At 70.7% G+C, this 26617-nt stretch carries 30 protein-coding genes; 18 read left to right on the top strand and 12 right to left on the bottom strand.

Features of this window, described 5'->3' with window-relative positions; translation table 11 throughout:
* Both ACZ6JE_RS11085 and ACZ6JE_RS11080 read left to right on the top strand, forming a co-directional pair.
* Positions 1–468, top strand: a 468-nt coding sequence (locus tag ACZ6JE_RS11085; protein WP_464318957.1) for a peroxiredoxin-like family protein, incomplete at its 5' end; no start/stop codon positions are given.
* Between the two features lie 165 nt (positions 469–633).
* Entirely contained in the window at positions 634–1305 is a 672-nt protein-coding gene (locus tag ACZ6JE_RS11080; protein ID WP_192060964.1) for a peroxiredoxin-like family protein, read from the top strand.
* A gap of 175 nt (positions 1306–1480) precedes the next feature.
* Here ACZ6JE_RS11080 and ACZ6JE_RS11075 read toward each other — a convergent pair whose 3' ends face one another.
* A complete protein-coding gene (locus ACZ6JE_RS11075; protein WP_192060963.1) occupies positions 1481–3043 on the bottom strand; it encodes an APC family permease in 1563 nt (520 codons plus the stop codon).
* A gap of 90 nt (positions 3044–3133) precedes the next feature.
* On the opposite strand from ACZ6JE_RS11075, the gene ACZ6JE_RS11070 reads away from it, so the two are divergent.
* Positions 3134–4654 carry an outer membrane protein assembly factor BamB family protein gene (locus ACZ6JE_RS11070; protein WP_464318956.1) on the top strand — a complete coding sequence of 507 codons (1521 nt, stop codon included), beginning with the start codon at positions 3134–3136 and terminating at the stop codon, positions 4652–4654.
* Positions 4655–4750: 96 nt separating this feature from the next.
* Here ACZ6JE_RS11070 and ACZ6JE_RS11065 read toward each other — a convergent pair whose 3' ends face one another.
* Entirely contained in the window at positions 4751–5044 is a 294-nt protein-coding gene (locus ACZ6JE_RS11065) for a hypothetical protein (protein ID WP_192060961.1), read from the bottom strand.
* A 76-nt stretch (positions 5045–5120) separates the two neighbouring features.
* On the opposite strand from ACZ6JE_RS11065, the gene ACZ6JE_RS11060 reads away from it, so the two are divergent.
* Complete coding sequence (locus ACZ6JE_RS11060; protein WP_464318955.1) at positions 5121–6734, top strand: outer membrane protein assembly factor BamB family protein; 1614 nt, start codon at positions 5121–5123, stop codon at positions 6732–6734.
* Positions 6735–6845: 111 nt separating this feature from the next.
* Here the strand turns inward: ACZ6JE_RS11060 and ACZ6JE_RS11055 are convergent, their stop codons facing one another.
* Positions 6846–7742: a hypothetical protein gene (locus ACZ6JE_RS11055; protein WP_464318954.1), complete on the bottom strand. Its 897-nt coding sequence runs from the start codon at positions 7740–7742 to the stop codon at positions 6846–6848.
* A gap of 93 nt (positions 7743–7835) precedes the next feature.
* Between ACZ6JE_RS11055 and ACZ6JE_RS11050 the strand changes: the two genes are divergently transcribed.
* The 3 genes from ACZ6JE_RS11050 (at position 7836) to ACZ6JE_RS11040 (ending at position 10712) form a co-directional block, all read left to right on the top strand.
* Positions 7836–8282 carry a hypothetical protein gene (locus ACZ6JE_RS11050; protein ID WP_192060958.1) on the top strand — a complete coding sequence of 149 codons (447 nt, stop codon included), beginning with the start codon at positions 7836–7838 and terminating at the stop codon, positions 8280–8282.
* Between the two features lie 55 nt (positions 8283–8337).
* A complete protein-coding gene (locus ACZ6JE_RS11045) occupies positions 8338–9012 on the top strand; it encodes an SDR family oxidoreductase (protein WP_464318953.1) in 675 nt (224 codons plus the stop codon).
* A gap of 254 nt (positions 9013–9266) precedes the next feature.
* A complete protein-coding gene (locus tag ACZ6JE_RS11040; protein ID WP_464318952.1) occupies positions 9267–10712 on the top strand; it encodes a glucose-6-phosphate dehydrogenase in 1446 nt (481 codons plus the stop codon).
* A gap of 173 nt (positions 10713–10885) precedes the next feature.
* On the opposite strand, the gene ACZ6JE_RS11035 is transcribed toward ACZ6JE_RS11040, so the two are convergent.
* A complete protein-coding gene (locus tag ACZ6JE_RS11035; protein ID WP_464318951.1) occupies positions 10886–11116 on the bottom strand; it encodes a hypothetical protein in 231 nt (76 codons plus the stop codon).
* Between the two features lie 909 nt (positions 11117–12025).
* Here ACZ6JE_RS11035 and ACZ6JE_RS11030 point away from each other — a divergent pair.
* From ACZ6JE_RS11030 to ACZ6JE_RS11015, 4 genes are all read left to right on the top strand, one after another.
* Entirely contained in the window at positions 12026–12571 is a 546-nt protein-coding gene (locus ACZ6JE_RS11030; protein WP_464318950.1) for a hypothetical protein, read from the top strand.
* A 554-nt stretch (positions 12572–13125) separates the two neighbouring features.
* Positions 13126–14130, top strand: coding sequence for an aldo/keto reductase family protein (locus ACZ6JE_RS11025; protein ID WP_243215331.1), 1005 nt, complete (start codon positions 13126–13128; stop codon positions 14128–14130).
* 148 nt (positions 14131–14278) lie between these two features.
* A complete protein-coding gene (locus ACZ6JE_RS11020; protein WP_192060953.1) occupies positions 14279–14530 on the top strand; it encodes a hypothetical protein in 252 nt (83 codons plus the stop codon).
* A 229-nt stretch (positions 14531–14759) separates the two neighbouring features.
* Positions 14760–15617: a pentapeptide repeat-containing protein gene (locus ACZ6JE_RS11015; protein ID WP_192060952.1), complete on the top strand. Its 858-nt coding sequence runs from the start codon at positions 14760–14762 to the stop codon at positions 15615–15617.
* Positions 15618–15695: 78 nt separating this feature from the next.
* On the opposite strand, the gene ACZ6JE_RS11010 is transcribed toward ACZ6JE_RS11015, so the two are convergent.
* From ACZ6JE_RS11010 to ACZ6JE_RS10995, 4 genes are all read right to left on the bottom strand, one after another.
* A complete protein-coding gene (locus ACZ6JE_RS11010) occupies positions 15696–16115 on the bottom strand; it encodes a BLUF domain-containing protein (RefSeq protein ID WP_320480061.1) in 420 nt (139 codons plus the stop codon).
* Positions 16112–17314 (bottom strand): PP2C family protein-serine/threonine phosphatase, encoded by a 1203-nt coding sequence (locus ACZ6JE_RS11005; RefSeq protein WP_464318949.1) that lies wholly within the window; start codon positions 17312–17314, stop codon positions 16112–16114. Before ACZ6JE_RS11005 ends, ACZ6JE_RS11010 begins: the two co-directional genes overlap by 4 nt.
* 115 nt (positions 17315–17429) lie before the next feature.
* Positions 17430–17846, bottom strand: coding sequence for a hypothetical protein (locus tag ACZ6JE_RS11000; RefSeq protein ID WP_192060950.1), 417 nt, complete (start codon positions 17844–17846; stop codon positions 17430–17432).
* Between the two features lie 363 nt (positions 17847–18209).
* On the bottom strand, positions 18210–18947 hold the full coding sequence (locus tag ACZ6JE_RS10995; RefSeq protein ID WP_464318948.1) for an SDR family NAD(P)-dependent oxidoreductase: 738 nt from the start codon (positions 18945–18947) through the stop codon (positions 18210–18212).
* A 207-nt stretch (positions 18948–19154) separates the two neighbouring features.
* Here ACZ6JE_RS10995 and ACZ6JE_RS10990 point away from each other — a divergent pair, with 207 nt between their 5' ends.
* The gene (locus ACZ6JE_RS10990; RefSeq protein ID WP_464318947.1) at positions 19155–20039 is read left to right on the top strand and encodes a hypothetical protein; all 885 of its coding nucleotides are present in this window, start codon (positions 19155–19157) and stop codon (positions 20037–20039) included.
* Between the two features lie 74 nt (positions 20040–20113).
* On the opposite strand, the gene ACZ6JE_RS10985 is transcribed toward ACZ6JE_RS10990, so the two are convergent.
* A complete protein-coding gene (locus ACZ6JE_RS10985; protein ID WP_464318946.1) occupies positions 20114–20755 on the bottom strand; it encodes a hypothetical protein in 642 nt (213 codons plus the stop codon).
* Positions 20756–20834: 79 nt separating this feature from the next.
* Positions 20835–21464, bottom strand: coding sequence for a class I SAM-dependent methyltransferase (locus ACZ6JE_RS10980; protein WP_464318945.1), 630 nt, complete (start codon positions 21462–21464; stop codon positions 20835–20837).
* 68 nt (positions 21465–21532) lie between these two features.
* Between ACZ6JE_RS10980 and ACZ6JE_RS10975 the strand changes: the two genes are divergently transcribed.
* From ACZ6JE_RS10975 to ACZ6JE_RS10950, 6 genes are all read left to right on the top strand, one after another.
* Positions 21533–22024 carry a tetratricopeptide repeat protein gene (locus ACZ6JE_RS10975; RefSeq protein ID WP_192060945.1) on the top strand — a complete coding sequence of 164 codons (492 nt, stop codon included), beginning with the start codon at positions 21533–21535 and terminating at the stop codon, positions 22022–22024.
* Positions 22021–22554 (top strand): GNAT family N-acetyltransferase, encoded by a 534-nt coding sequence (locus ACZ6JE_RS10970; RefSeq protein ID WP_464318944.1) that lies wholly within the window; start codon positions 22021–22023, stop codon positions 22552–22554. Before ACZ6JE_RS10975 ends, ACZ6JE_RS10970 begins: the two co-directional genes overlap by 4 nt.
* 68 nt (positions 22555–22622) lie before the next feature.
* Positions 22623–23057, top strand: coding sequence for a GNAT family acetyltransferase (locus tag ACZ6JE_RS10965; protein ID WP_464318943.1), 435 nt, complete (start codon positions 22623–22625; stop codon positions 23055–23057).
* Between the two features lie 51 nt (positions 23058–23108).
* Complete coding sequence (locus ACZ6JE_RS10960; protein ID WP_464318942.1) at positions 23109–23573, top strand: prevent-host-death protein; 465 nt, start codon at positions 23109–23111, stop codon at positions 23571–23573.
* A gap of 128 nt (positions 23574–23701) precedes the next feature.
* Positions 23702–23926, top strand: a complete 225-nt coding sequence (locus ACZ6JE_RS10955) for a hypothetical protein (RefSeq protein WP_244637184.1) — start codon at positions 23702–23704, stop codon at positions 23924–23926.
* 182 nt (positions 23927–24108) lie between these two features.
* The gene (locus ACZ6JE_RS10950; RefSeq protein ID WP_320480069.1) at positions 24109–24738 is read left to right on the top strand and encodes a hypothetical protein; all 630 of its coding nucleotides are present in this window, start codon (positions 24109–24111) and stop codon (positions 24736–24738) included.
* A 115-nt stretch (positions 24739–24853) separates the two neighbouring features.
* On the opposite strand, the gene ACZ6JE_RS10945 is transcribed toward ACZ6JE_RS10950, so the two are convergent.
* Positions 24854–25651, bottom strand: coding sequence for a transglutaminase-like domain-containing protein (locus tag ACZ6JE_RS10945; RefSeq protein WP_192060939.1), 798 nt, complete (start codon positions 25649–25651; stop codon positions 24854–24856).
* 67 nt (positions 25652–25718) lie between these two features.
* Entirely contained in the window at positions 25719–26594 is an 876-nt protein-coding gene (locus tag ACZ6JE_RS10940; RefSeq protein WP_464318973.1) for an aggregation-promoting factor C-terminal-like domain-containing protein, read from the bottom strand.
* Between the last annotated feature and the right edge of the window lie 23 nt (positions 26595–26617).

Genomic DNA, 26617 nt, shown 5'->3' with positions numbered 1-26617 from the left:
GAGACCGTCGGAGAGGGCCCCGCCGTGCTGGTCTTCTACCGCGGAGCTTGGTGCCCCTACTGCAACCTGACGCTGAAGACCTACCAGGCCGAGCTGCTGCCCCGGCTCCGCGAGCGGGGTGTCGCGCTGGTCGCGATCAGCCCCCAGACCCCCGAGGGGTCCGAGGCGTCGGTGACCAACGGCTCGCTCGAGTTCCCCGTGCTGTCCGACCCGGGCAACGTGTTCAGCGGTGCGCTGGGCATCCGCACCGAGCCGAGCGCCGACGCGCGTGCCGTGCACGGTCAGCTGGGGTTCGACGTCGCCGACAGCAACGCCGATGCGACGGGTGACATCCCGTTCCCGACGGTGCTGGTCGTCGACCACGACGGCACCGTGGTGTTCGCCGACGTGCACACCGACTACACGACCCGGACCGAGGTCGACGAGATCGTCGCCGCGCTCGACCTGCTCGAGACGCCCGGGGCCTGACCCGCAGGAGGCGCGGGTCGACCCGACACGCGCCTCCCGACCCGCAGGCGCGACGGCCCGGTCGAGGCACCCGGTGCACCCGGGCCCGCACCCGGGCCCCGCACCAGCGCACTCCACTACGCTCAGGGGACTCTTCGCGCCTCGACCCGTTAGGACCACGACGACATGACGTCCCAGGACATCGCCACGCAGGTCGCCGACTTCCAACGGACCTTCAACGCCGAGATCGGCCCCGACCTCGAGGCGATCTTCGAGGCCGAGCAGGCTCACCTCCGCTCGCTCGGGGTGCCGGCCGACGCCGTTCGCGTGGGCGACCAGATCGTCGACGCCGCGCTCCTCACCCCCACCGGTCGTGACATCGCCCTCATCGACGCGATCGGCGCATCTCCCGCGGTCGTGGTCTTCTACCGCGGCGCCTGGTGCCCCTACTGCAACATCACGCTGAAGACCTATCAGGACGACCTGCTTCCGGCGCTCCGCGAGCGCGGTGTCGAGCTCGTGGCCATCAGCCCGCAGACGCCGGCCGGGTCCGAGAAGTCCGTCGCCGCCGGCGACCTCGAGTTCACCGTGCTGTCCGACCCGGGCAACGTGCTCAGCCGCGCGCTCGGCATCGCGACCGAGCCGAGCGTCGGAGCCCGCGGCGCCCAGCGCGAGCTCGGCTTCGACATGGCCGACGACAACGTCGACGGGTCGGCCGAGATCCCGTTCCCGACCGTCCTCGTCATCGACGGCGACGGCCGCGTCGTCTTCGTCGACATCCACACCGACTACACCAGTCGCACCGAGGTCTCCCTCGTGCTCGAGACGCTCGACCTGCTCGAGCTGGGCGTCGTCTGACCCTGCCGGCCGGCGCAGGTCGTCCGAGTCCGCACTCCGGACGCACGGACGCAGGAGGCGCGGGTCGGTCGGGGCGAGGACGCTTCGGCCGATGCCGGGGGCGCGGGTGGGGCTACCCGGACCCGCGCCTCCTGAGAATCGACGGCCTCGCAGTCGAGGCCCGCCGCTAAGGGCGCTACGGGCGCTCGACCCCCGACGCCGCCGACGTCCCGACCCCGGCATCGGCCGAAGCGTCCTCGCCCCGACCGACCCGCGAGTGCCGCCGTCCGTACGCGAAGTACACGATCACGCCGAGCACGAGCCAGGCCGCGAACCGCGCCCAGGTCAGCGTCGTCAGGTTCAGCATCAGCCACACGCAGAGCGCGGCCGACAGGATCGGCAGCACCGGCGACAGCGGCACGCGGAACGCCCGCGGCAGATCGGGGCGCTTGCGACGCAGCACGATCACGCCGATGCTGACCAGCACGAACGCCGAGAGGGTGCCGATGTTGATCATCTCCTCGAGCACTCCCACGTCGGTGAACGCGGCGACGAACGCGACGACCGTTCCGGCGATGACCTGGATGCGCACCGGGGTCTTGCGGGTCGGGCTCGTCTTCGCGAGCCAGCGGGGCAGCAGGCCGTCGCGGCTCATCGAGAACACGATGCGCGACAGGCCGAGCAGCAGCACCATGATGACCGTCGTCAGACCGGCGAGCGCGCCGACCGAGATGACACCGGCGGCCCAGTCGGCGCCCACGAGGCGGAACGCGGTCGCGAGCGAAGGGTCCTCTTCGCCGGCCAGGTCGCGGTACGACACCATGCCGGTCAGCACGATCGAGACGAGCACGTAGAGCACGGTCACGACGGCGAGACCGAGGAAGATGCCGCGGGGCAGCGTCTTCTGCGGGTTCTTGACCTCTTCGGCGCTGGTCGCGACGACGTCGAACCCGATGAACGCGAAGAAGACGAGCGACGCCGCGGCGAGCAGCCCGAAGACGCCGTACTGCGCGGGGGCCGCGCCGGTCATGAACGAGAACATCGACTGCGACCAGGTGTCGCTCGCGCCGGCGCCGTTCGCGCTCGGCTCGGCGGCGGGCACGAAGGGCGTGTAGTTCGCGGCGCGCACGAAGAAGAAGCCGACGACGATCACGAAGAGCACGATCGCGACCTTGATGATCGTGAAGACGGCGCCGACGCGGGCGGTCAGCTGCGTGCCCGCGACGAGCAGCGCGGTGAAGACGGCGACGATCAGGAACGCCGGCCAGCTGACCTCGATGCCGCCCAGCATGAAGGTCGCGGGGATGCCGATGCCGAAGGTCTCGAACGCCGACGCGAGGTACACGCCCCAGTACTTGGCGAGCACGGCCGAGGCGGTGAACATCTCGAGGATGAGGTCCCACCCGATGATCCAGGCGAGGAACTCGCCCATCGTCGCGTAGGTGAACGTGTAGGCGCTGCCGGCGACCGGGATGGTCGACGCGAACTCGGCGTAGCACATGATCGCGAGCCCGCAGGTGAGCGCGGCGAGGATGAACGACAGCGTGACGGCCGGCCCCGCGTAGTTCGCGGCGGCGTTCGCACCGACCGAGAAGATGCCCGCGCCGACGGCCACGGCGACGCCCATGAGCGTCAGATCCCAGGTGCCGAGCGTGCGCTTCAGGCCGTTCTCGGCGATGTTCGAGTCGGCGATCGACGACTCGACCGACTTCGTGCGCCACAGGCTGCGGGGCCCGCGGGTGGGCGTGGGGTTCGCCATCTCGTCTCCTCGTTCGACGGTGCCGGCCCCCGCCTGGGGACGACGCGCCAGCATACAAGGAGGCGCGCCCTTCCCTCGTACGATGACGCCATGGGGAATGACACGGGCTGGCTGCGGGGTCGCTGGCACCGCGCCTCCTCGGGGCGTCGCGTCGCGACGGTCTTCGCCGCCCTGCTCGTCGCGACCGCGGTCGTCACGACGCTCGGCGTCGGCACGCAGCCCGTCTATCCCGAGTGGTCGGAGGGCGACCAGCTGCTCGGCGACCTGCGGATCGCGCCGGAGGGCGAGCTGTGGAGCACCGATCTCGCGGCGATCCACGGCACACCGCTGCCCGAGGGCTGCCGGGGGATGCGACCGGTCGGCGAGATCGGGGGCGACGCCGTGATCGTGAGCTCGGCGACCGCCTACGACGGGTGCGACGGCTCGGTCGCCCTGCTCGCCCGGGTCGACCCGGCGACCGGCGAGGCCCGGTGGGTGGTCGATCTCGCCTCTCGGCTCGGGGAGTCCGGGCTGTACATGAACATGTTCCGTGACGACGAGGGGCCGCTGGCCACGGTCGTCGGGCAGTCGGCGCCGAGCTCGCGCGCGGTGCGGGTCGATCTCGACAGCGGCGCCGTGCTCGCCGACGTCATCGGGGCCGACGACGAGGCCGGGCCCGCCCAGCAGATGTCCGGAATCGCCTCGGGGCGCATGCTCGTGGCACTGCAGCCCCGCGACCGCGTCTCCGACGGCGGCCTCGACCTCGAGTACAGCGACGGCGAGACGACCCCGTACCGCCTCGTCGACGTCGACGACCCCGACACGGCGATCTGGAGCGGCGACGTCGGGACCAGCGACACCCCGCTGCTGCTCGGGTCGTACCTGGTCGTCGAGAGCACGGACGGCCCGGTGGTGATCGACGCCGCCAGCGGGGATCAGCACCCCGTGCCCGGTGGCGCCGCGACGATCGAGAACGCCGGGGTCTCGCGCGATCTGCTCGTGGCCACGGTCACGACCCGTGCCGGCGAACGCGAGGCCATGGCCCTCGACCGGTCGGGCGCGCTGGTCTGGTCGGCCCCGCTCGAACTGACCGAGACGGTGACGGTGACCGACGACTGCATCGTGCTCGACCAGGCGCCCGCGACGCTCGAGTGCCTGTCGGCCGACGACGGCGCCAGTCGGTGGAAGCGGGTGCTCGACCTCGACGACGACTACGCGGCACGGGTCGACGCGTATCAGCAGGTCGTCGGCGGGGGCACGATCGTCGTCAATGCGGGCTCTGCCGAGGCGGGCACGGCCGATCTCGAAGGGGTGCATCCGACGACCCTGCTCGGCCTGTCTCCGGCCACGGGCGAGACGACCTTCTCGGCCGAGGTGCCGGCGCTCTCGTATCTCGCCGGTCTGGCGCGGACCGTCGGCTTCTCGAACGCCTACGTCGGCCAGGACTTCTCGCAGACGATGGTGACGGCGTTCGACCTCTCCGACGGGCGGCGGCTCTGGCAGCAGCGGTCGCCGTCGCGGGGCACGCTCGACTTCTGGGCGGGCGCGCTCGTGGCGGTCGACGCCGACGGGGTCGCGCACGCGTTGCGGACGCAGGCCGACGTGGTGCCGCCGACCGCCGACGCGCATTGATGCCACGGCGCCAGGTTGTGGACACGGCGCCAGGTTTAGACCTGGCGTCGTGTCCATCTTCTGGCGCTGTGCGGGCAGCCCTCAGCGCAGCGGAGGCTAGCTCGCGCGGACGAGCGCCGGGAACACGAACACCGCGAACACGAAGAACGCCGCCATCACGCCGAGCAGGATGAACGGCCCCTTGCCGAGCACGGTCTGCCCCGCGGCCTCGCGTCGACGCAGCACCCGCCGGCGGTAGACCGCCTGCATCACGATGAGCGCGACGGCCGCGACCGCGAGGATCGAGATGATCAGGACGTCGATGACGTGTCCTTCCGAGGAGGCGCGGTGCGGGTGGTCGAAGCGCGACCAGCCTACCTGCGGTGCGCCCGCCGCCTGTCGAGCCCGCACCTCCTCGTCCGGCGCCCACCCGTACGCTGAACATCGAGCAGCACGGCGACGACGACGAGGCACCGAGGAGGCGCGGGTGGGCGGACAGGGCGACCGTCGCGTCGACGGGGCCCTCCGCGCCCGCTGGCACCGCGCCTCCTTCGGCCGCCGGCTCGTCGTCGCGGCCACGGCGCTCGTCGTCGCCACCGCCGCGGTGATCGGTCTCGGTCTCGCCACGCAGCCCGGCTACCCCGTCGGCGGGGCGTCGGGCGGGCCGATCGACGGGCTCGTGGTCGACGAGCTGCGGCACCGCCCGACTCCCGGCCCGTGGCGACTGACGACCGCGGCGCTCGGTCTGCCCGAGGTCTCCGACGGCTGCCTGACCTACTCGGTGCTCGCCTCCGTCGGCGCCGACGTGCTCGTGTCGACCTCGTCGCAGCTGGCCTACACCGAGACGGGCTGCTACGACGAGCGCGGCCGCTCCGAGCGGCTCGTGCGCCTCGACCCGCTGGCCGGCACGGTGCGCTGGTCGGTCGACGTGTCCGAGATCAGCGGGGGCGGCGGCACGCTCGCGGCGTTCGTCGACGAGGCCCGGGGCGACGCGATCGTCAGCACGACCGGTCTCTACGGCTACGGGCGGGGCGCCTCGGGCTACGCGCGCGTCGATCTCGCGACCGGCGCACTCGCCGACGTCACCACCTCGGACGACGCGACGCCGATCGTCGAGGCCGCCGACGACGGTCTCGTGCTCGTCTCCGTCTCGCCGGCACCCGTCTACGGCTACTCGGACGACCCCCTCGCGGGCGCCGCGGCCGAGGCCCTCCTCGGCTCGCAGAGCGGCCCCCGCACCCTGCTCTACCGCCGCGACGACCTCGGCACCCCGGTCTGGTCGGACGAGCAGACCGGGGACATCAGCTCGTCGGTGCTGCTCGACGACGGTCTGCTCGTCGTGAGCGGCGGCACCGGCACCGTGATCGACGGCGCGACCGGCGACGAGCGATCGTGGGCCGACGATCTGTCGCCCTCGGCCCAGGCGTACGGGGTCGGCGACACGGTGTTCGTCGTCGACTTCGGGCGCGGCATGGACTCTCGGGCCGAGGTGTCCGCCTGGTCGCCCGACGGCACGGAGCGCTGGCGGCGCCCCTTCGATCAGGACCGGCTGCCCGTCGTGACCGGCGGCTGCGTCGCGTTCTCCGACCGGACGGGCGTGCACTGCGCCGACCTCGAGACGGGCGACGACCGCTGGGTCGTCGAGCGCACGGGTGAGAGCCGCGGCATCCCCCTCGTCAGCGACTCCCGCCCGGGTCGCTGGGACGACGACGTGTTCGTGCAGACCTTCAGCGCCCGCTCGTGGCGGGGCGCGGGCGGCTCCGGGCTGGGCGACCCCGCAGGCGACCGGGCTCTGCTGCTGCTCGACGCCGAGACGGGCTCCGAGCGGATGCGGGCGTACGTGCCCCCGGACTCGTCGGTGGTCGCCGTCTCACGCTCGGTCGCCTACGTCGCCGGCAGCGACAGCTCGGACGCGATCGCCGGTCACCGCGTGTTCTCGACCGTGGTCGGTGTCGATCTCTCCGGCGGTCGCACGCTCTGGAGGCTCGACTCCGACGCCGACCTGCAGTTCTGGGGCGGGGCGCTCGTCGAGATCGGCGACGACGGCTCGATCCGCCGCCTGGTCGACGACGTGCGCGTCACCGACACCGTCGCCCGCTGACCCGCCGACCCCGCTGACCCGCCGGCTCGCCGAGGAGGCGCGGGTCGCGTCAGCCGCGCAGTCGCGGGTCGCGGGTCGCGGGTCGCGCGAGCCGAGGAGGCGCGGGTCGCGTCAGCCGCGCAGGTCGCCGACCCAGCCGGCCAGGAACTCGGCCCCGGCCTCGTCGTGGATGAGGTCGCTGGCGCTCGTCAGCACCGGGTACGGGGTCACGGGCACACCGTCGGCCGGGCGCACGTCGACGTGGGCGACCTCGTGCCCGTTGGCGTGCAGCCAGTCGGCCATGGCGTAGTCGCTGCGGGAGTCGCCGACGGTGCGCCAGCTGATCGGCAGCGGGCCGTCGAGGGCGAGCAGCTCGAGGGCGCGCTCGGCACCCCGGTCTTTGCCGAGCAGCACGGACTCGATGTCGGTCGAGATGATGGTCGGGTCGATGCGCCACTGCACGGCGCCGTCGGCGTCGGGGCGGACGTCGTCGAGACGGCGGACGCCGAAGCCCCGGGCGACCAGCGCCTCCATCGCCTTGCGGTCGAGATCGGCCTGGCGCGCGAGGTAGGCGGCCGACGAGACCGAGGTGAGCTGCTCGATCGAGACCATGGCGCGCTTGGTGCGGTCGAAGAAGACGAGGTCGGCGAACTCGGCGGCGACCAGGGAGTCCATCTCGGCCGAGAAGTCGGCGGGCATGGCGAGCGACTCGTCGACGACGACCTCGCTCATGCCGTCGGGGCCGTGCTCGGGGCCGATCGAGAACCACGAGGCGCCCTTCTCGCAGACGCCGTGCACGCGGGCGCCGCGGGGCAGACCGGCTGCCATCAGCGGCACGACGACCTCGTCGCGGATGAACGCGTCGGAGCGGCCCGTGTTGAACACGAGCGGGATGCCGGCCGAGGCCAGGGCGACGAGATCGCGCGTGATGGCAGGGATCGCGATGCTGCGGGTGATCGGGCTGGCGATCGGCCCGTCGACGTCGAGGAGCAGCCCGAGGGCGGGGCGTGGGGTGGCAGACGAGTTCACCCCGTCATCTTCGCAGCAGAACCTCCCCCCGTCGGCTGAAACGTCCGGCGGCTGTGGATGGGATGATGGACGACCAGAACTGAAGGAGACCCTGTGGCCTCGCTCCCCCAGACCGTGATCGACGCACTCGAGGCGTTCGCCGCACCCGACCAGCGCGGCACCGTCCACGACCTCGCCCAGGTCGCCGCCGACGAGGCCGACGAGCGTCTGGCCGCCGTGCTCGAGTCGGCCGACTGGGTCGACATGAACGCCAAGCACCCGGTCGGCCCCGACCGCAGCGACCCCGAGGGCATGCGGCGCCTGCTGCAGGCGATGGGCGCCGAGAGCCGATGCGCCGTCGTGACGTCGCGCGGCTCCGAAGACGACCGCGATCTCGGAGGCGCGCTCGACCAGGTGCTGCAACATCAAGACCACGGCGCGATCGTCGTGTGCCGACCCGGGCCGCTCGCGTTCCTGGTGACCGCGACCGACGAGCACTGGCTGCTCAGCGATCGCGAGATGCCGATGCTGACCGGGCAGATCCCCGTCATCCGCACCTGAGCCGACCCGACCCGCATCGCCCCGAACCGCATCGCCCTCCTGGAGGCACACGCACGTGAAGACCGCTCTCGTCACCGGATCGACCCGCGGCATCGGGCTCGTCGTCGCCCGTGAGCTCGGGCGCGACCATCACGTGATCGTGCACGGCCGCTCGCAGGCGGCGGTGGCCGCGATCGTCGAGTCGCTCCCGTCCGCGACCGCCTGGGTCGCCGACCTCGCGAGCGACACGTTCGAGGCGCCGACCCTCGAGTCGCTCGACGTGGTCGTGCACGCGGCCGGTGTGATCGGCGGCGCCGAGGTCGAGCGCACCGCCCTCGACGACTGGCGCCGCGTCTTCGAGGTCAACGTCTTCGCCGTGGCCGAGCTGACCCGGCAGCTGCTGCCGGCGCTGCGCACCGCGCAGGGCACGGTCGTCACGATCAACAGCGGCTCGGGTCTGACCGCCGGCCCCGGCGGCAGCACCTACGCGGCGAGCAAGTTCGCTCTGCGGGCGCTGACCGACTCGCTGCGCGAGGAGGAGCGTCCGAACGGCGTGCGGGTCAGCTCGGTCCACCCCGGCCGGGTCGACACCGACATGCAGCACGAGCTCGTCGAGAAGGAGGGCGGCGAGTACGACGCCGCGCTCTACCTCGAGCCCCAGTCGGTCGCCGACGCCGTCCGCCTGGTGGTCGATCTGCCGCACGGGGCCACCGTCGAGTCGCTCTCGCTCCGCCCCACGCGCAAGCGCTGACGCGCGCTGCGCTCCGCGCGCCCCCGCCGAACACCCCCTTCCCCGCGCAACACCCCGATAGATGCGGGTGCAGCGCCGAAAACGGGGTGCAGCGCGGCGGTCGGCCCGCGCGGGCGGCCGCGCGCTCCTCGCCGAACACCCCTTTTCCCGCGTAACACCCCGATGAATGCGGGTGTAGCGCCGAAAACGGGGTGTCAGGCTGCACGAGGAGGCGCGCGAGGGCGCCGAGCGCACCTCCCGACTAGCGTGCAGGCATGACGAACGCGCCGACCGAGTCCGCGACCCTGTTGATCCTCGGCGCGAGCGGTGATCTCGCTGCGCGCCTCCTGATGCCCGGCCTGGGCGGGCTGCTGACGCACGAGTCCGAGCGGCGGGTGCAGCTGGTCGGCGCCGGCACCGAGGAGTTCGACGAGAGCGCGTGGCGCGCGCACGTCGCCGAGGCGTTCGAGAGCGTCGAGGCGTCGGGCCCGGCGGTCGAGGCGCTGCTCGAGTCGACGATCTACCGGACGGTCGACGTGACCGATGCCGAGCAGATGCGGGCGCTCCTCGGCGAGTGCACCGCGCCTCCTTCGATCTACTTCGCGCTGCCGCCCGCGATCACCGCGAAGTGCTGCGCGGCCCTGGCCGAGCTCGACCTGCCCGAGGGCACGGCACTGGCGCTCGAGAAGCCGTTCGGCACCGACCTGGCGACGGCCGAGAAGCTGAACCGCGAGGTGCTGGCGCTGGTGCCCGAAGACCAGGTTCACCGGGTCGACCACTTCCTGGGGCGGTCGACGGTGCTGAACCTGCTCGGGCTACGGTTCGCGAACCGGCTGATCGAGCCGATGCTGAACAACACGCACGTCGAGAGCATCGAGATCGTCTACGACGAGGAGCTCGGTCTCGAGAACCGGGCCCGCTACTACGACCACGCGGGGGCGCTGGTCGACATGATCCAGAGTCACCTGCTGCAGGTGATGGCGGTGCTGACGATGAATGCTCCGGCGACGTTGACGGCGGCCGATCTGCGCGACGAGAAGGGCCTGGTGCTGCGGGCGACGCGGCTGTGGGAGGGCGATCCGGTGGCGAACAGCCGGCGTGCGCGGTACGAGGCGGGCACGGTCGACGGGCGCGAGCTGCCGGCCTACGCCTCGGAGGAGGGCGTCGACCCGTCGCTCGAGACCGAGACGCTGGCGGAGGTCGTGGTCGAGGTGGCGAACTGGCGCTGGGCCGGGGTGCCGATCCTGCTCCGGTCGGGCAAGGCGCTGGCCTCGAGGAGGCGCGAGATCGTGATCACGTTCCGTCCGCCCGCGCACGTCCCCGCCGAGTTCGTCGGAGGGGGCACGCCCGACCGCCTCCGCATCGCCATCAGCCCCGACGAGATGTCGCTCGAACTGAACGTCAACGGCCCGGGCGACGCGTACGACCTCGGTCGGGCGGCGCTGCACGCGGAGTTCGGCAGTTCGGATCTGACGGCCTACGGCGAGGTGCTGAGCGGGATCCTCGACGACGACCCGACCCTGTCGGTGCGCGGCGACACGGCGGAGCAGTGCTGGCGCATCGTCGACCCGGTGATCGCGGCGTGGAACGCGGGCGACGTCGAGCTCGACACGTACCCGGCCGGATCGGCGGGGCCCGAGTCGTGGCCCGCGGGGGCCCGCCAGAACGAGCCGGCGGTGCGCGCGGAGAAGACGGAGCCCGCGGCGCAGCGGCCGGAGTGAGGATGATGACCCTTAGCTGGAGCCTTGGGAACGCCCTCCGGCGAGCCGTATTTAGGCGCCGACGACGCGCTGATTCGCCCTATCGGGATGCGGAGCTCGATCGGATTCGAGAACAGATGCTGACCGATGCGGCGCTCCTGAGGGCAGAGGAGACGGCGTTGGACACGCGAGCTTCAATCGTCGTAGTGGCTGGTGGAGTCATAGTCGCTGCGAATGCAGGGCTCAGCACGGCCCTCTCGCTGGCATTTCTCGTTGCAGTGATCGGAGCCGTGGCGGCTGTCCTCCTTGCCGTTCTGAGCCTTGCCCTCAGCCCCCACATCGAAAAGCAACCGGTCTACAGCATTCGCCCTTGGCAGATGAACGATCGAGCCGAATACACCGCAACCATCATGGATCAGATTCATACCTCGCAACGGTCAGCCCGGCGGCGTCGAGCCGTGCTGACCGCGGCGTACGTGAGCACTGGCGTCGGGACAGTAGGACTAGCTTTCAACACGGTCCTGAGCGTCACTTAGGCCATCATCCGAGAGAGCGCGATCTGACGGCAGGCAGCAAGCCGCTCGGAGAGATCGTGATCGGTCTTTGACGCCAGCCCTACGGCGACGTAAACGAGCCGTGTCGGTGCATCGTGAACCCGATCGTCGCGGCCTCGAACGCGGGTGACGTCAGGTCTGACATCTACCAGGCCTGCTCGGTCAGATTCAAGTCGTGGGATGCTGTGGCCTGGCCGAACGAACCCACTATACGTAAGCAAAGACGGCGGCTGCGGCGCCGCGACCGGAACAGCGGGAACGCCAGGCTCGGGCCCACCCTGGCGCAGTCGACACCGCAGTGAGCCTGGGTGCGTGAGATAACCTGATGCCGTCGCCTCTGGGCGCGCGGTGCCTCGTCGGGAGGTGCCGAGACATCATCCTTCTCGGTAGGAGTCCCACCATGAGCCTGAGTCGACTCGCGCGAGAGTTCGCAGATGAGATCAATGGCCATGATTGGTCTGACGCCCCCTACCGACTCGATCGAGCTGGCCACGACCGGGCGACTGACACCAAAAGGCCTGAGAGGCAACTCGGCGCCGAAGAAGCCGAGAACGTCAAGACCAACGTCATGTGGGTCACAGCACAGGTTCTGGCGTACGCAGACCCCAATTTCAGAGTGGACGAGTTCGCGATCGCCTGCGGAATACCTCGACGCATCACGCACCGTTCAGACAAGAAGATCAGCGGAATCCTGGCTGGCGGCTTGCGAACGAGAGATGGGCACGTCGCTCCTCCTGGCAGCTCTACAGCTGCGTCTCCTACAGGTTCAGGCAGCAACCCGTGACGGTCGCTTTTGGCAGACGTGCGCACGTATTCATAGACGAGTCCAAGTCCAAGAATTACTACATAGCCGCTGCTGCAGCTCTGCCGACAGAGGCTCCCGAAATCGACCGTGCCTTGCGGCGACTGACCAGAGCCGGACAGAGACGTATTCATTTCAAAGCAGAACGTGACTCCTCGCGCCGCTTGATCCTGTCGAAGCTCGAAGCCCACGAAATCCGCGTCCATGTGTACATAGCTGAGGGCATGTCAGATAAAGAGGCACGACCGTTGCTTCTGAACACCCTGGTGAAAGATCTAGTCGAGTCCGGCGCGTCACGACTCATGATTGAGCGCGACCAGTCGCTCATCGAAGCTGACCGCCGGACGATTCGTCAAGCTCTGGTCTCCCATGGATATGTTCACGAGCTCGTTTATCAGCACACCGCCCCCGTGGATCACGCCATGCTCTGGGTCAGCGACGCCGTCGCGTGGTGCTACCAGGCAGGGGGCGACTGGATCCGTCGCGCCGAGCCGCTGGTGTCCGGGATCACTCGCCTGCGTTAAATGCGCGAGCCTGGCTCGTCGTACCGTCCGGAAGACTGCCAGGCTTACTTCTCAGGGCTACTGCCCCTCGCAGTTGACAAGTGTACTTGCCGTCCCCGACCAGCGCCAGGCCCGTGGAGACCACCGGAGCCTCGTCGCCGTTTTGCCAGGGTGCGTCGCCGACACGGACGTGGCCAGCTCGACGGAGCCGTGATGGTGGCATGCGCGCGCGGTAGCACGAGCCGTCGGGACTGCGGAGTAGACACCGAATGCGGCGCCGTAGCCGAAGCAGACCTTGCTCGCGGCCGTGCATACTGAGTCGACTCAGAACCTTGATAAACTTATCAGGCTTTCATCCGGGGCTTGATAAAGTCCTCTGTCAGACTGTTCTGTCCTGTTCAATGCCGCAGCCGCTGGCCATCTGAGGCGCTCGGCCGAAATGATCGCGGAGCTGATCGAACAGCCCTCGCTTCCGTCGATGGCGGCAGCTCTCTACTGACTGCGCCGCGACGGCGCCCTCGAGGCGTAGCGTCGACGACGGCCCGCAGCGGAGCGCGCCCGACAAGGAGAACCCCATGGAATTCAGGTACCTCGGCAACTCAGGACTCAAGGTCTCCGAGCTCACGTTCGGCAACTGGCTGACGCACGGCTCGCAGGTCGAGAACGACACCGCGACCGCGTGCGTCCGCGCCTCGCTCGACGTCGGCATCTCGACGTTCGACACGGCCGACGTCTACGCGAACACGCAGGCCGAGGTGGTGCTCGGCGAGGCGCTGAAGGGCGAGCGGCGCGAGTCGGTCGAGATCTTCACGAAGGTCTACGGCCCGACCGGCCCCAAGGGTCACAACGACACCGGCCTCAGCCGCAAGCACATCACCGAGTCGATCAACGCGTCGCTGAAGCGGCTGCAGACCGACTACGTCGACCTCTATCAGGCGCACCGGTACGACGTCGAGACGCCGCTGGAGGAGACGATGGAGACCTTCGCCGACCTCGTGCGTCAGGGCAAGGTGCTCTACATCGGCGTCTCGGAGTGGAACGCCGAGCAGCTGCGCGAGGCGCACCGGCTGGCGCGTGAGCTGAAGATCCAGCTCGTCTCGAACCAGCCCGAGTACTCGCTGCTGTGGAGGGTCATCGAGGAGGAGGTGGTCCCGACCTCGAAGGAGCTCGGCATCTCGCAGATCGTCTGGTCGCCCATCGCGCAGGGCGTGCTGACGGGCAAGTACACGAAGGGCGCCGCTCTGCCCGAGGGCAGCCGGGCGACCGACCAGAAGGGCGGAGCGGCGATGATCGAGCGCTGGATGCGCGACGACGTCCTCGACGCGGTCGCCCAGCTGAAGCCGATCGCCGACGAGCTCGGTCTGACGCAGGCGCAGCTGTCGCTCGCCTGGGTGCTGTCGAACGAGAACGTGGCGTCGGCGATCATCGGGGCGTCGCGCCCCGAGCAGGTCGAGTCGAACGCGAAGGCGTCGGGCGTGAAGCTCGAGTCCGACGTGCTCTCGAAGATCGAGTCGATCTTCGCCGGGCTCGCCGAGACCGACCCCCGCAAGACCCAGATGCCCGCCGGCCGCGAGGCGTGACCGCGCGCTGACCGACCGACGACGCGGTGTCCGGGGCCCACGGGCCCTGGACGCCGCGTCGTCGTGTGCCGTGCGACAGGGCGCGCCAATCCCGACGGGTGCCCTTAAGAAGGCGGAACCGCCGGCGCTTCACCGATACATTCTGATGATGACCGGGATCCAAGTCGCTGCGCTCTTCTTCTCCCCTGCCTTCGCGATCTTCGGTGTCTGCTTCATCGTGTTCCATCAGCACATCTCGGACATGGCTCGACTGTTCCGAAAGGAGCGGGGGGCATACGTCGGTGCGCAGACCCAATCCCCCGGGCTGATGATCGTCGTCGGCCTCTTCATGCTGATGGTCTCGGTCGCCATCGTGCTGTACGCATTCACCGGCATATTGGGCGACCACAGCCAGATCTGATGCCGCCGGAAGGGACTGGGCGCAGCGCCACCGGGCTCGCACTCCCGCCGCCCGCTAGCCTGGCGGCAGTGACATCCTCATTCTCTCTGTGACGCCGAGGCTCATCAGCAGCACCGGTTCGCTCTCCTCGACGAGGGCGGTGATTTCGTGCGCCCGGATCGGGAATTCCTCCGGGAGTTCCCCCCTCCTCGCCCCCTATCAAAATTCACTTTCCAGAGAGCTTCTCCTCATGGCGTCCATCGACCTTCCCGACCCCTCATCTCACAGCCGCGCAGATCTCCGAGCGAACTGCGGCGACTGCTTCGCACTCTGCTGCACGGCGTTCGGCTTTCAACGCTCCGCTGACTTCGCGATCGACAAGCCAGCGGGGACCGCTTGTAGAAACCTGTCCGACGACTTCGCGTGCACCATCCACGATTCGCTTCCCCAGCGAGGCTTCCGCGGCTGCACGGTCTTCGACTGTTTCGGCGCCGGTCAGTTCGTATCCCAGCAGTTGTTCGACGACGTGAGTTGGCGAGAGAGCCCAGCGACGGCGCCCGAGATGTTCGCTGCTTTCGCGCTGGCCCGTCAACTGCACGAGATGCTGTGGCACCTCACCGAGGCCAGCGCGAGAGCGATGTCGCCTGATTCCGCAGCGCCCGCAGACGACCTCCGTGACAGGATCGCCGCCTCCCTCGCTGCTGATGCGGAGTCGGTACTGGCCACCGATGTGTCAGAACTCCATGAACAGGTTCGACAGGTTCTCATCGACGTGAGCGCAGAGGTGCGAGGCGGATACCAGAACGAGGACGAGGGTGGGGCCTCGGACTTCATGGCCGGGTCGGATCATGCGGGGGCGGACCTGCGAGCCATGACGCTCGGCGGTGCGGATCTGCGCGGGGCGTGTCTCATCGCCGCCGACCTCCGCGGCATGGATCTCTCACACGTGGACCTCCTCGGAGCCGACCTCCGCGATGCGCGGCTCGAAGGCGCGGACCTGTCCGCGGCGCTCTTCGTCACGCAGTCGCAGATCGCTGCGGCCCGGGGCGACGCCCGAACGGCGCTCCCTCAGGACATCGCACGGCCGCGTCACTGGCACCGACCGTGACTCGCGCCGGTCTCTCGTCGCGGGCACTTCTCCGGGACGGGTCGCCGCGAATCCCTGAGGCGACTGCCCGGCCACGGGCTACGCCTTACGGCGGAACCATTCGAGGAGGAGCTGGGCACGGGAGGAGTCCTCTCGGATCCCGAAGCGCCCGACGGGTGTCTCGAAGAGGGACTCGTAGCCGGGGGCCGTGCGCAGGTCGGCGTCGACGGGGTCGGGGAGGCCCATCGACCACTGCGGGAACCTCCGCTGCTCGATGGACTCGTCGAGCAGCGTCTTGAGATCCGTGTGGCGGGGATCGGCGGAGATCACCGCGTATCTCTCGCGGACATCCGAGTCGGCGCCTTCGAGGACCTGCATGAAGCGGCCCTTCTTGTAGAGGAGCATCCCGGTGAGGCCGTGGCGCTCGTTGTTCTCGCGGCTCTGCAGCAGCAGGGCCGCGATCCGCGTCGCATCGAACGGCGTCGACGCCGTGCTCAGGTAGGTCAGGGAGGTGATCACGGTCGCATCGCTTTCTTCTCGTGACGACGGGCGACCAGCACGGTGACGTCGTCCTCGGGACGGAGGGCTCCGATGGCATCCGACAGCGCTGCGAACAGGCTCGCGTCGTCGGCGGATCGTCGGACGAGGGCCGCGAGCTCGTCGAGGGCGCCCAGCGTGCCGTCGTACAGGTCGAGTGCGCCGTCCGAGCAGGTGAACAGGACGTCGCCGGGGTTCAGAGTGGTCTCGTGGGCCGTCCAACCGCCGCCCTGGGCGATCCCGATCGGGAGGTCCGTCGAGGCCAACCGCTCCGAGGTCCCGTCGGTGCGGATGACGACCGACAGGCCGTGTCCCGCGTCGGCGTATCGGAGCAGGCCGGTTCGAGTGTCGAGGGCCGCATGGAAGAGGGTGGCGAAGGTCCCCGTCGCCGAGAGGTCGGCGAGCACCTGCTCGTTGACCGCGGAGACGGCGGCAGCGGGATCCCAGCCGGGTCGAGCCTGGAATGCGGCTCGTACCGTCGCGGCGATGAGGGCGGCGGAGTAGCCCTTGCCCATCACGTCGGTGAGGGTGACGTCGATCCGCTCGGGCGACGAGACGGAGGTGAAGAAGTCGCCTGCGACCTCGGAGTACGGCCGCGTGAAGCCGGCGACCGTGAACCCGTCCTCGTGCGTGAACGGCGCGGGGAGCATCTGCTGCTGGGTGCGCCGGGCGTGATCGGCGGCGTGCACCTGGCGCAGCTCGCGTTCGACCCAGGCGCCGAGCTCGTCGAGGAGATCCTGATCCTCGAGGGTGAGGTCGCGTGCGGCCGTGTCGACGAGGCAGATAGTCCCGACCTGGGCGCCGTCGGCCACGCTCAGGGGTCGACCTGCGTAGAAGCGGATGTGGGGGTCGCCCGTGACGGACCCTCGGTGAGCGAACCGCGCATCCTCGAGGGCGTCGGGGACCACGAGGATGTCGGGCTGCTGCACGACGACGTCGCAGAACGAGTCCGCCCGCGGTCCGAACGGCGCCCCGCCCGGTGACTGCGGGGACTTCGTGAACTGGTGGTCCTGGTCGATGAAGTTGATCTCGGCGATCGGCACCCCGAAGAGCTGCTTGGCCATGCGCGTGATCCGGTCGAAGCGCTCCTCCGCACCGGTGCCCATGATCCCCAGGTCGTCCAGCGCCGCCAGCCGGAGACGCTCCCGCGCTTCGGAACGATCCATCGTCGTCTCGCTCACCGCGCCTCCTCGTCCTCCACCGCTCGAACTATCCGACACCTGCAGCCCGGCCGCTGCAGATCACGCTACGCGGCTGAGGTGGGAACAGGCACCCCGCTTACGGGGTGTCGATGCTTCACGCGGCAGACCATCCGGCGGGGCGGAATTCGCGCTGCACCTCCGCGATGTCGTAGACCTCGAGCTCGAGGAGGTCCGCCAGGGTCTCGCCCTCGGCGTGCCACACCTGCTCCCGCTCCAGCGTGTCCCAGCCCGTCTCGGGCACGAGATGGTCGAAGAAGGTGTCGGTCCACGCGAGTAGTCGGGCGGCGAGTTCAGCGGAGAGGCCGTAGTCGTCGGGCTCCATCCCGTATTTGTCCGTGCCGCTCTCCCAGAGCGGATAGGCGTGACCCCAGTCGACGAACAGACGGATGCTGCGCAGCTCTCCGTCGCGAGCCTTGCGGGCACGCTCGATGGCCCGCCACGACGAGATGCCCTCGGGCACCAGGAGCTCGACCTGCGTGACAGGGTCGACCACGACTCTTCTCGAATCCATGCCACCAGGGTCGCACCCTCTCGTCGAGTCATGACTGCAAACGGAGCCGGGGCGGGGCGAGGCGGGCGGGCCGGGCCGGGCCGGGCCGACGCTCGCGAGCTATTACGCGACGATGCGTAATAGCTGTGGCACCATGGCACCTCCTGGGCCAGGGTCTCGGACCTCGGGAGCACGGGTTCCCGCCACGTGCGCCGGGTCCGCCCCACGCACGACGGGCCCAGCCCACGCGCGGTGGGTCCGGCGGGGTCGTGTCACTCGGGGCGGGGCCGCGCGGGCCCGCCCCCCAGGAGGGGAACCCGCCGAACCCGCCACGCACGCACGCACGCACACGCACACGCACACGAACGCACGAACGCGCAGCACTCAACCGCGCGGCAGCACCACGCCCGTCTCGCGCTCGAGCGCCGCGAGCACCGCGTCCTGGAAGCCCTCGTCGCCGACAGACTCGTGTGGCCGCTGCTGCTCGTCGTGGAACCAGTACGCCCCGCTGACCTCGCCCAGCTCGCCGAGGGCCAGCCGCCGCTGCGTGCGGTGACCGAGCTCGAAGTCGTCGGGCGCCCCCGCGCCTCCCATCTTCGTGGCCACCCAGCCCGGGTCGACCGCGTTGCTGCGCAGATCGGGCAGGAGGCGCGCGACAGCCGCCGAGAACGCCGTCACGAACAGCTTGCTGTCGGAGTACGACCCCGTCTCGCGCGACCCCGCCCAGTCGACGGTGTCGAGCACCGACGCGCTGCCGCTCTTGTGCATGCCGCTGCTGAGGTACACGTGCCGGGTCGGCGCCGTCAGCAGAGCGGTGAGGAGATACGGGGCGACGACGTTGACGGGCATCATCGCCGCGCCGCGGATGAGCCCGGCGTTGTGGATGACCGCGTCGAGCGGGGAGTCGAGGGCGTTCAGCTCGTCGGCGAGCGCCGTGACCGCGTCTCGGTCGCCGAGGTCGGCGACGACGAGTCGGGCGCCGCGGTCGACGAGCGGCTGCAGCACCTCCCCGCGGGAGTCGCTGCGCGCGTGGACGACGACGTGGTGTCCCTGGTCGAGCAGGGCTTCGGCGGCGCCGCGGCCGAGGCCGTCGGTCGAGCCGGTGACGAGGATGTGTGCCATCCCTCGACTCTGGACCCCGCGCCTCCTGCTGTCCTGGGTCCGGGGGGCCTGGGTCCGGGGCTGCGGCGGGTTCCCGTCATCGGCGGCGGGTCAGCGCTGACCCGCCGCGGAGGACGGGAACCCGCCGAACCCGGCCCCGCCTCCCGCCGAGCGGGATGGTCCTCGCGAGGGATGCGGGCCGCCGCCGTGCTGCCCGAGACTCGGCCCATGCCCTCCGACACGACCGACCCCGCCGCCGTCGACCCCGCCGCCGCGACGGACGGCAGGAGGCGCGGGTCGAGCCGCCGCCGCACGGTCGCCCTGGTCGTCGGCCTGGCTCTGGCCGTGCCCGCTCTCGGCATCGGCGCGCTGGCCTGGCTGCTCGTGCCCGATCCGGTCGTCACGACGGTCGTCGACGCTCAGGGGCGTGAGACCGAGCTCGACTGGAGCGAGCACCCCGGCCGGTTCGGTCTGCCCGTCGACGAGGTGCTGGCCGGCCCCTCTCTCGAGGAGGGCGTCGCGGAGGGCGAGGCGATGGTCGACGAGATGGAGGCGGCGCTGACGGAGCGGTTCTCGGTGAGGTGGGTCGCGCCTCCTGCAGGTCTGTCCGACGACGAGGTGGCGTTCCCGACCGACAACGGGTGGGGCGGGCCGTCGCTGCTCGAGGTCGTGAACCTGCCGACCGAGCAGACCTCGTCGGTGCCGCGGTCGTGGGCCGAGAAGGAGGCGGCGGTCGCGATCATCGGCGAGGTCGCCGCCCGGCACGGCTGGTCCGAGCCCTGGTTCGACGACGAGCGCTGGCCGCAGCCCGCCGCCGACCGCCTGGCGCAGACCGGCGGGGCGACGCTGGCCGAGCAGGTGATCGTGTCGGGTGGTCTCGAGGGGCCGACGGGTCAGTGGCTCTCGTTCACCTTCCAGGACCTCTCGAAGGACGACGCCGAGGGGACCTTCGCCGCTCGCTTCGACGACGTGGCGGATGCGGGGTGGGAGCCCGAGTCGATCACGCTGTCGTACGGGGCGAACGGGCTGCTGCCCGAGGCGCGCCGTGCCGAGTTCGAGCGCCGCGCCGAGCCGTTCGCAGGGCAGGTGCTGCCGGAGGCGCAGGAGGACTGAGCGGGCGCGGCCCGGGAGCGCTATTCGTAACGAGCTATTACGTTCCGGTGCGTATCAGCTGCGGCGGGTTCCCGTCATCGGGGGCGGGGGAGCGGGGCCCCGCCCCCGATGACGGGAGCCCGCCGCACTCGGTCCGCTCTCGCGTCCGTGACGAACGCACCCGAGCACACCGCGAGCGCGCACGAGAGGATGGCACCCGAGAGGAACGCGGGTTGGAGGACGGCGCCGGCGATCAGGCAGCCGAGACCGATGACGAGCAGCACGGACCGGCTCACGTCGCCACGGACGAGCGACGCTCCGAGCAGGGCGGCGCACGCGAGGGCGAACGCGATGACGGATGCGGCCGCCACGCCGATCCAGACGGTCTCCGCTCCGAAGGTCGTGCCCGACGACAGGTATCGAGCGCACCACACCGCGATGCCCCCGGTGAGCAGCACCGGCGCCACCGCGAGGGCCGCGCTGCACCTCGCCCGAGTGGTCGGAGACGACCCGCCACTCGCGAAGACGACGACGCAGGCGACCGTCGACAGGGCGATGACGAGTGCCGTGGCGACGGCCCCGGGCACGATCAGCCCGATGCCATCCGGTCGGAATCCGCGTGACTCCGCCAGGACGTCGGCTGCAAGTAAGACGGGCCCGCCCGCGGTCGCGATCGCGCCGAGAGACCCGAGCGTCAGCAGCACCACGCGGAGACGGGATGCTGCGGTCGGCGACATGACGACAGTCCATCAGCAGGAGGCGCGCCCCGCATCCCCCGCGAGGACCCGATTCGGCGCGGTCACCGGCCCCGACCGCTCACGGGTGCCGACGCAGCTCCGCGAGGATCGCCCCATGCGGGCGCGGCCGCGGCCCATGCCCACGCCCCGGCCGACCACCTGTCCGCGTATGCGTCTCGACCACGTCGAACCGCGCCTCCTCGAGCTCGGCGGTCAGCGCGTCGACCGACCACCGGTACGCGGTGACGACGGCATGGTCGAACGCCTCCACCTCGTCGCCGACGAAGAACCCCACCAGGAGCCGGCCGCCGGGCCGGAGCACCCGCGCGAACTCGTCGAGCGCACCGCGGAGGGCCGCCGGCTCGTGGTGGATGAGCGAGTACCACGCCAGCACTCCCCCGTAGCTGTCCGCCGGGTCGGTCAGGGCGTCGATGCTCCCGATCGCGAAGGGCACAGAAGGGTAGGAGGCGCGTGCATGGTCGACGAAGGCCCCGACCGCATCGACACCGCGGGCAGCGACGCCGCGGCCCGCCAGGTGAGCCGTCCACTGCCCGGGCCCGCACCCCGCGTCGAGCACCGGGCCGTCGACCCCCTCGGCCCACGTCGTCACGAGCTGCACATCGGACGGATGCGCCGCCGACATCGACCCCAGCTGCTCGATGTACTCGGCGGCACGCTGTGAGTACGACCTCTCGACGTCCCCTGTCATGCCCGAAGCCTAGGAGAATGAGGCGCCGAGCTCCCCACCCGGCCACCGGATCGCAATAGCGTGGTGGCATGAGCGACGAAATGTGGGAAGACCGAGTGGCCGCGCTGTGGGCTGACGAGACGATCGACGACCAGCAGCGGATCGATCGCATGCGCACCCTCGCCGACGAGGCTCCGCACCCCGCCCTGGGCGAGTTCGAGCTCGGGGGCGCCTTCGACACCGGCGGGCACGAGGTCGAGGCCGACGTGCACTACGCGGCCGCCACCGCAGCCGGGCTCGACGCCGTCGACCCCGACCGGGCGGCCCGGATGGTCGTGCAGCACGCGTCGACCCTCCGCAACATCGGCCGCACCGATGAGGCCATCGCGATGCTCCGGGACGCACCCGAGCACCCGGCCACCGGTGCGGCCCCCAAGGTCTTCCTCGCTCTCGCGCTGCACAGCGCCGGCCGCCCCGACGAAGCACTCCGCGTGGCGATCGAGGCCGTCGAACCGACCCTCCCCCGCTACCACCGCTCGGTCAAGGCCTACGCCGCCGCCCTCACCGAGGACGAGCGGTGATCACGCGACTTAACCTGCCCGTGTCCGTCCGTGCCCGCGACGCGAGCGTGCTCGTGAGACGGGCCACCCGCGACGACCTCGAGGCGATCATGGGGCTGCTGTCGGACGATCCGATCAGCGCCGGGCGCGGTGATGTCGCGAGCGACGGAGACCGGGAGGCCTACGCGTCCGCGCTCGATCGGATCGTCGACGATCCGAGCAACGAGCTCGTCGTGGCGGTGGACGCCGCCGGCGACGTCGTGGGCACGCTGCAGCTGACGGTCATCCCCGGCATGGCACGCCGCGGCAGCTCGCGACTGCTGGTCGAGGCGGTCCGCGTCGCCGGCACGCAGCGGTCGTCGGGCATCGGCGGCGCGATGATGCGCTGGGTGACCGAGCAGGCGGCCATCGACCTCGCCACACCCCTGGTGCAGCTCACCTCGGACTCCGCCCGCACCGACGCGCACCGCTTCTACACGCGCCTCGGCTTCGTCGACTCGCACGTCGGGTTCAAGTACGCGGTGCCGCTGCCCGCGCACGCCCCGCGATAGAGGCCGATCCGAGGCGTCGTGAGCGACTCGCGGTCGGGAGTCGCGCCTCCTCGTGTCAGGCTCTCGGCATGGTTCAGATCCGAGCGTTCGCCGAGGCGGACACCGAGGCCGTGGTCGCACTCTGGCAGGAGGCGCGGCTCGTCAGGCCGTGGAACGACCCGTACCGGGACATCCAGCGCAAGACGACGACCCAGCCCGAGATGTTCCTCGTCGCCGACGACGCCGGCTCGGTGGTCGGCACCGCCATGGTCGGCTACGACGGGCACCGCGGGTGGATCCACTACCTCGCCGTCGCCGCATCCCAGCGGGGCACGGGACTCGGGAGTGCGCTGGTCCGCGAGGCCGAGGCGATGCTGGCCGCGCTCGGCTGCCCCAAGGTGCAGCTGCAGGTGCGACCCGACAACACCGACGTCATCGCGTTCTACGAGAGCCTCGGCTACGCGACCTACGAGGCGGTCAGCATGGGGAAGCGGTTGGAGAGCGACGAGGCCGTCACGCCCTGATCATCATCCGACCCCCTGGACTTCCGAACGTGTTCGGAATACTCTGGGGAGATGAGCCAGACGATCTACAGCCTCTCGCGCACCCGTCGCTCCTCCGACCTGAGCAAGCACTCGGCGGAGGTCTTCGCCGAAGCGGAGGATCACCCTGTGACGGTGACGCGTCGCGATGGTGAGGCGCTCGTGCTGATGTCGCAGCGCGAGGCAGTCGGCCGAACGCGGCTCCTCGACATCGCGGCGCAGTTGATCACGGTCACGCTCGACACGGAAGGCTCCCTGAGTGAGCGGATGTCGCGATCCTTCCCGTGGATGCTCGCCCTGTCACCCGCCGACCGCGAGACGTGCGCGCGCGATCTCATCGACGCCGCGCGCGCCTCGTTCTCGACCGACCAGTCTCATCTCGTCACCGTCGAGTTGACCGCCTGGAAGGAGACGGCCACGGCCGTGGCGGCAGGGCTCGGCCGCGAAGATCTCCTGTGGCTCGACGACGGGGTCGTCCACTCCGTCGAGCGGCCCTAGGTTTGGCGGGCCGCAAGAGGGGCGACCTGGTTCCACGACCTGCGAAGAAGATCGAGTACGAGATCCGGTTCGCGACGGCGGATGCCGTCAGGGGCTGGAGGGATCTGACCTCGACGGTTCGCAACGCCATGGCTGAGACATGGGACTTCCTCACGCGCACTCCCCTCGTGACGACTCCGACCAATTACCGGCTTCGAGGCGAACTCGGATCGATCGAGCGGAGCGGCATCACGTACGACCGCTGGCAGCACAAGCCGACAGCCCAAGGGACTGCGCGCATCTGGTACTTCGTCGACGGGCAGACGGTCTACCTCGAACAGGTCCATACGAACCACCCGAATGAGACCAAGTGACGATCGGCCGGCCCTCTCCGCCAGCCTTCTCGCCCGGCGCCTTCGTGGCCTCGGACGAGACCCCAGCACGTCGCCGAGACACCAGTGCGCGCAAAGGGGTCTCGGCAAATTGCTGGGGTCTCGGCGGCTGGTCGGCGGCTGGTCGGCGGCTCGGGCGGACACCTGCGTGACTACGGTGAGGCATGACGTTCTTTCCCGCGGTCGTGCCGTCCGACGACGACGAGGTCCCGTCGGAGTCGTACCGGGCTCCCGAGTGGGCCGCGCCTCCTACCGGCTGGCTTCCTTCGCGCATCGGGGTGTCGGCGCTGCTCGCCTCGACCGACGATGTCGCCATCACGATCAGAGGCCTCGCCGTGTACCCGACGGGCGTCGCGCTGGACGTCGACTGGTCGCTCCGCAGCCGGGGCCAGACACCTCGCGAGTGGGCTGACCTGTCCGACCGCTTCGAAGGCGGACGCTGGCGGCCGGGCAGAGCCGACCCGGCTCGAGGCATCCGGTTCGGCGTCGCTCTCGCCGACGGGACGAAGGCCCTGACCGAGGTCGGTCACGGCCACCATCACTTCGGTGACGATGCCGTGGTTCCCGACCCGCCCCTCCTGACCCTGAACGAACACGGCGGCACGGGCGACGACGAGCTCTTCACCACGTCGGCCTCGCTGTGGCTCTGGCCGCTGCCGTCCGCCGGCGCGCTCGATCTCGTCGTGAGCTGGCCCGAGTTCGACGTCGCCGAAGCGCGGCACACCCTGGACGCCGTCGACTTCGCGATCGAGGCGGCGAGAGCCCGTCCGCTCTGGCCGACTCTCACCGACTGAGGGCAGCCGCGCGAGACCCCAGCGGTTCGCCGAGACCCCAGTGCGCGCAGAGGGGTCTCGGCGAACCGCTGGGGTCTCGGCGAAGAGCTGGGGTCTCGGCCCGTGTCCCGCAGGCTCAGCCGAGGCTGACGAACTGCGCGACGTCGTCGGTCGGGAGCTCGTCGACGACGGCGGTGACGCGCATGCTCGCGACCGTCACCGCGCCTCCTCGGCTCGACAGGAACGCCGTGTCGGACGCGTCGCGCCCGGTCGCGATCCGCACCAGCGACTGCCGCGGAGCCAGCGCCGTCGCGTCGACCACGTGCCACCGCCCGTCGACCCACGCCTCGGCGACGGCATGGAAGTCCATCGGCGACAGCCCCGGCGCGTAGACCGACACGAGCCGCGCCGGCACATCGAGCGCCCGCAGCAGCGCGACGACGAGGTGCGCGTAGTCGCGGCAGACCCCGCGACGGTCGAGCAGCGTCTGCACGGCGCCGTCGGTCGGCGCGCTGGCCCCGGGCACGTACGCCAGGTGCGAGCCGACCCACGAGCTGACCGCCGCGAGCAGATCGCGGCCGTCGAGCCCTGCGAACTCGGCCCGCGCCGTCGGGAACAGCGTGTCCGACTCGCAGTACCGGCTCGGCCGGCGGTACCGCACGAGGTCGATCTCGTCGAGTTCAGGAGGCGCGAGACGGCCCTCGACGACGGCCCGGTAGTCGACGGTCACCCGCCCGGCCTCGACCTCGCACAGGTGCAGTCGCGTGCCGTGCCGGTCGTCGATCTCGCGCACCTCGATCGGCTCGCCGTTCTGCGTCACCGCCAGCGACTCGTCGACCACCCCGTCGTACAGGCGCGACACGGCGACCGACAGCACGAACTCGGCGGGCGCCGCGACGTCGAACTCGAGCAGGGCGGAGGCGTGGCGTCTCATGCCTCGATCCTGGCAGCCGCTGGCCCCTGCCGCGTGTCGCGCGTGTTACCACTCGGCGCAGGGCGGCTCAGTACCAGTTGACCGCCTGGCTGTGCGACCACGCGGCGCACGGGCTGCCGTACGCGCGGTCGATGTAGTCGAGCCCCCACACGACCTGGGTGGTCGCGTTCGTGGCCCAGTCCGAGCCGGCCGACGCCATCTTGCTGCCGGGCAGCGCCTGCGGGATGCCCGTCGCACCGCCGTTGGCGTTGTAGGCCTTGTAGTTCCAGCCGGACTCCTTCGTCCAGAGCGAGACGAGGCACGAGTTCTGGTCGGCGCCCCAGCCGTAGTCGGACGCGGCGAGTCGCTGCGCGGTGGCCTTGGCCCCGGCGACGGAGTTACCCTCGGCCAGCGACGCGGCGGCCGCAGCGGCAGCGGCGGCCTCGTCGGCGGCCTTCTTCTCCGCGGCGGCCTTGGCGTCTGCCGCAGCCTTCGCCTCGGCGGCGGCCGCAGCCTCGGCGGCCTTCTTCTCGGCGGCCGCCTTGGCCTGCTTGTCGACCTCGGCGGCGGCTGCCTGCACGGTCTGCGCCGTGCTCGCGGCCTCAGCGACCCGGTCGTCGACCGCGTCGGCGTCGAGCGACCTGTAGTCGTCGAGTGCGGCCAGCGAGGTCTCGAGCGCGCTCGTGTCGACCTTGCCGGCGGACGCGGCGACGACCTGGTTCGCGATCGAGATCGTCGACTTCGCCTTCGCGTGGCTGAGCGACTCCGCGATCGCGGCCTCCTGCTCCTCGACGTCGGCCGCGTGGGAGGCGGCGGTCACGCCGGTCGCGGGCCCGGACGTCGTGTACACGGCGAAGCCGGTGCCGCCGACGAGGGCGACGGCGGCGATCGAGCCGATGGCGACCAGCTTGCGGCGGGCGGCCCGGCGACGCGCGGTGGCCAGGGCCCGGCGGGTGGGGGGCACGGCGGTGGCGGCGGTCTCAGGGG

This window comes from Frigoribacterium sp. AC759 (genome assembly GCF_979256015.1).
This window is presented reverse-complemented; position numbering and strand designations above follow the sequence as displayed.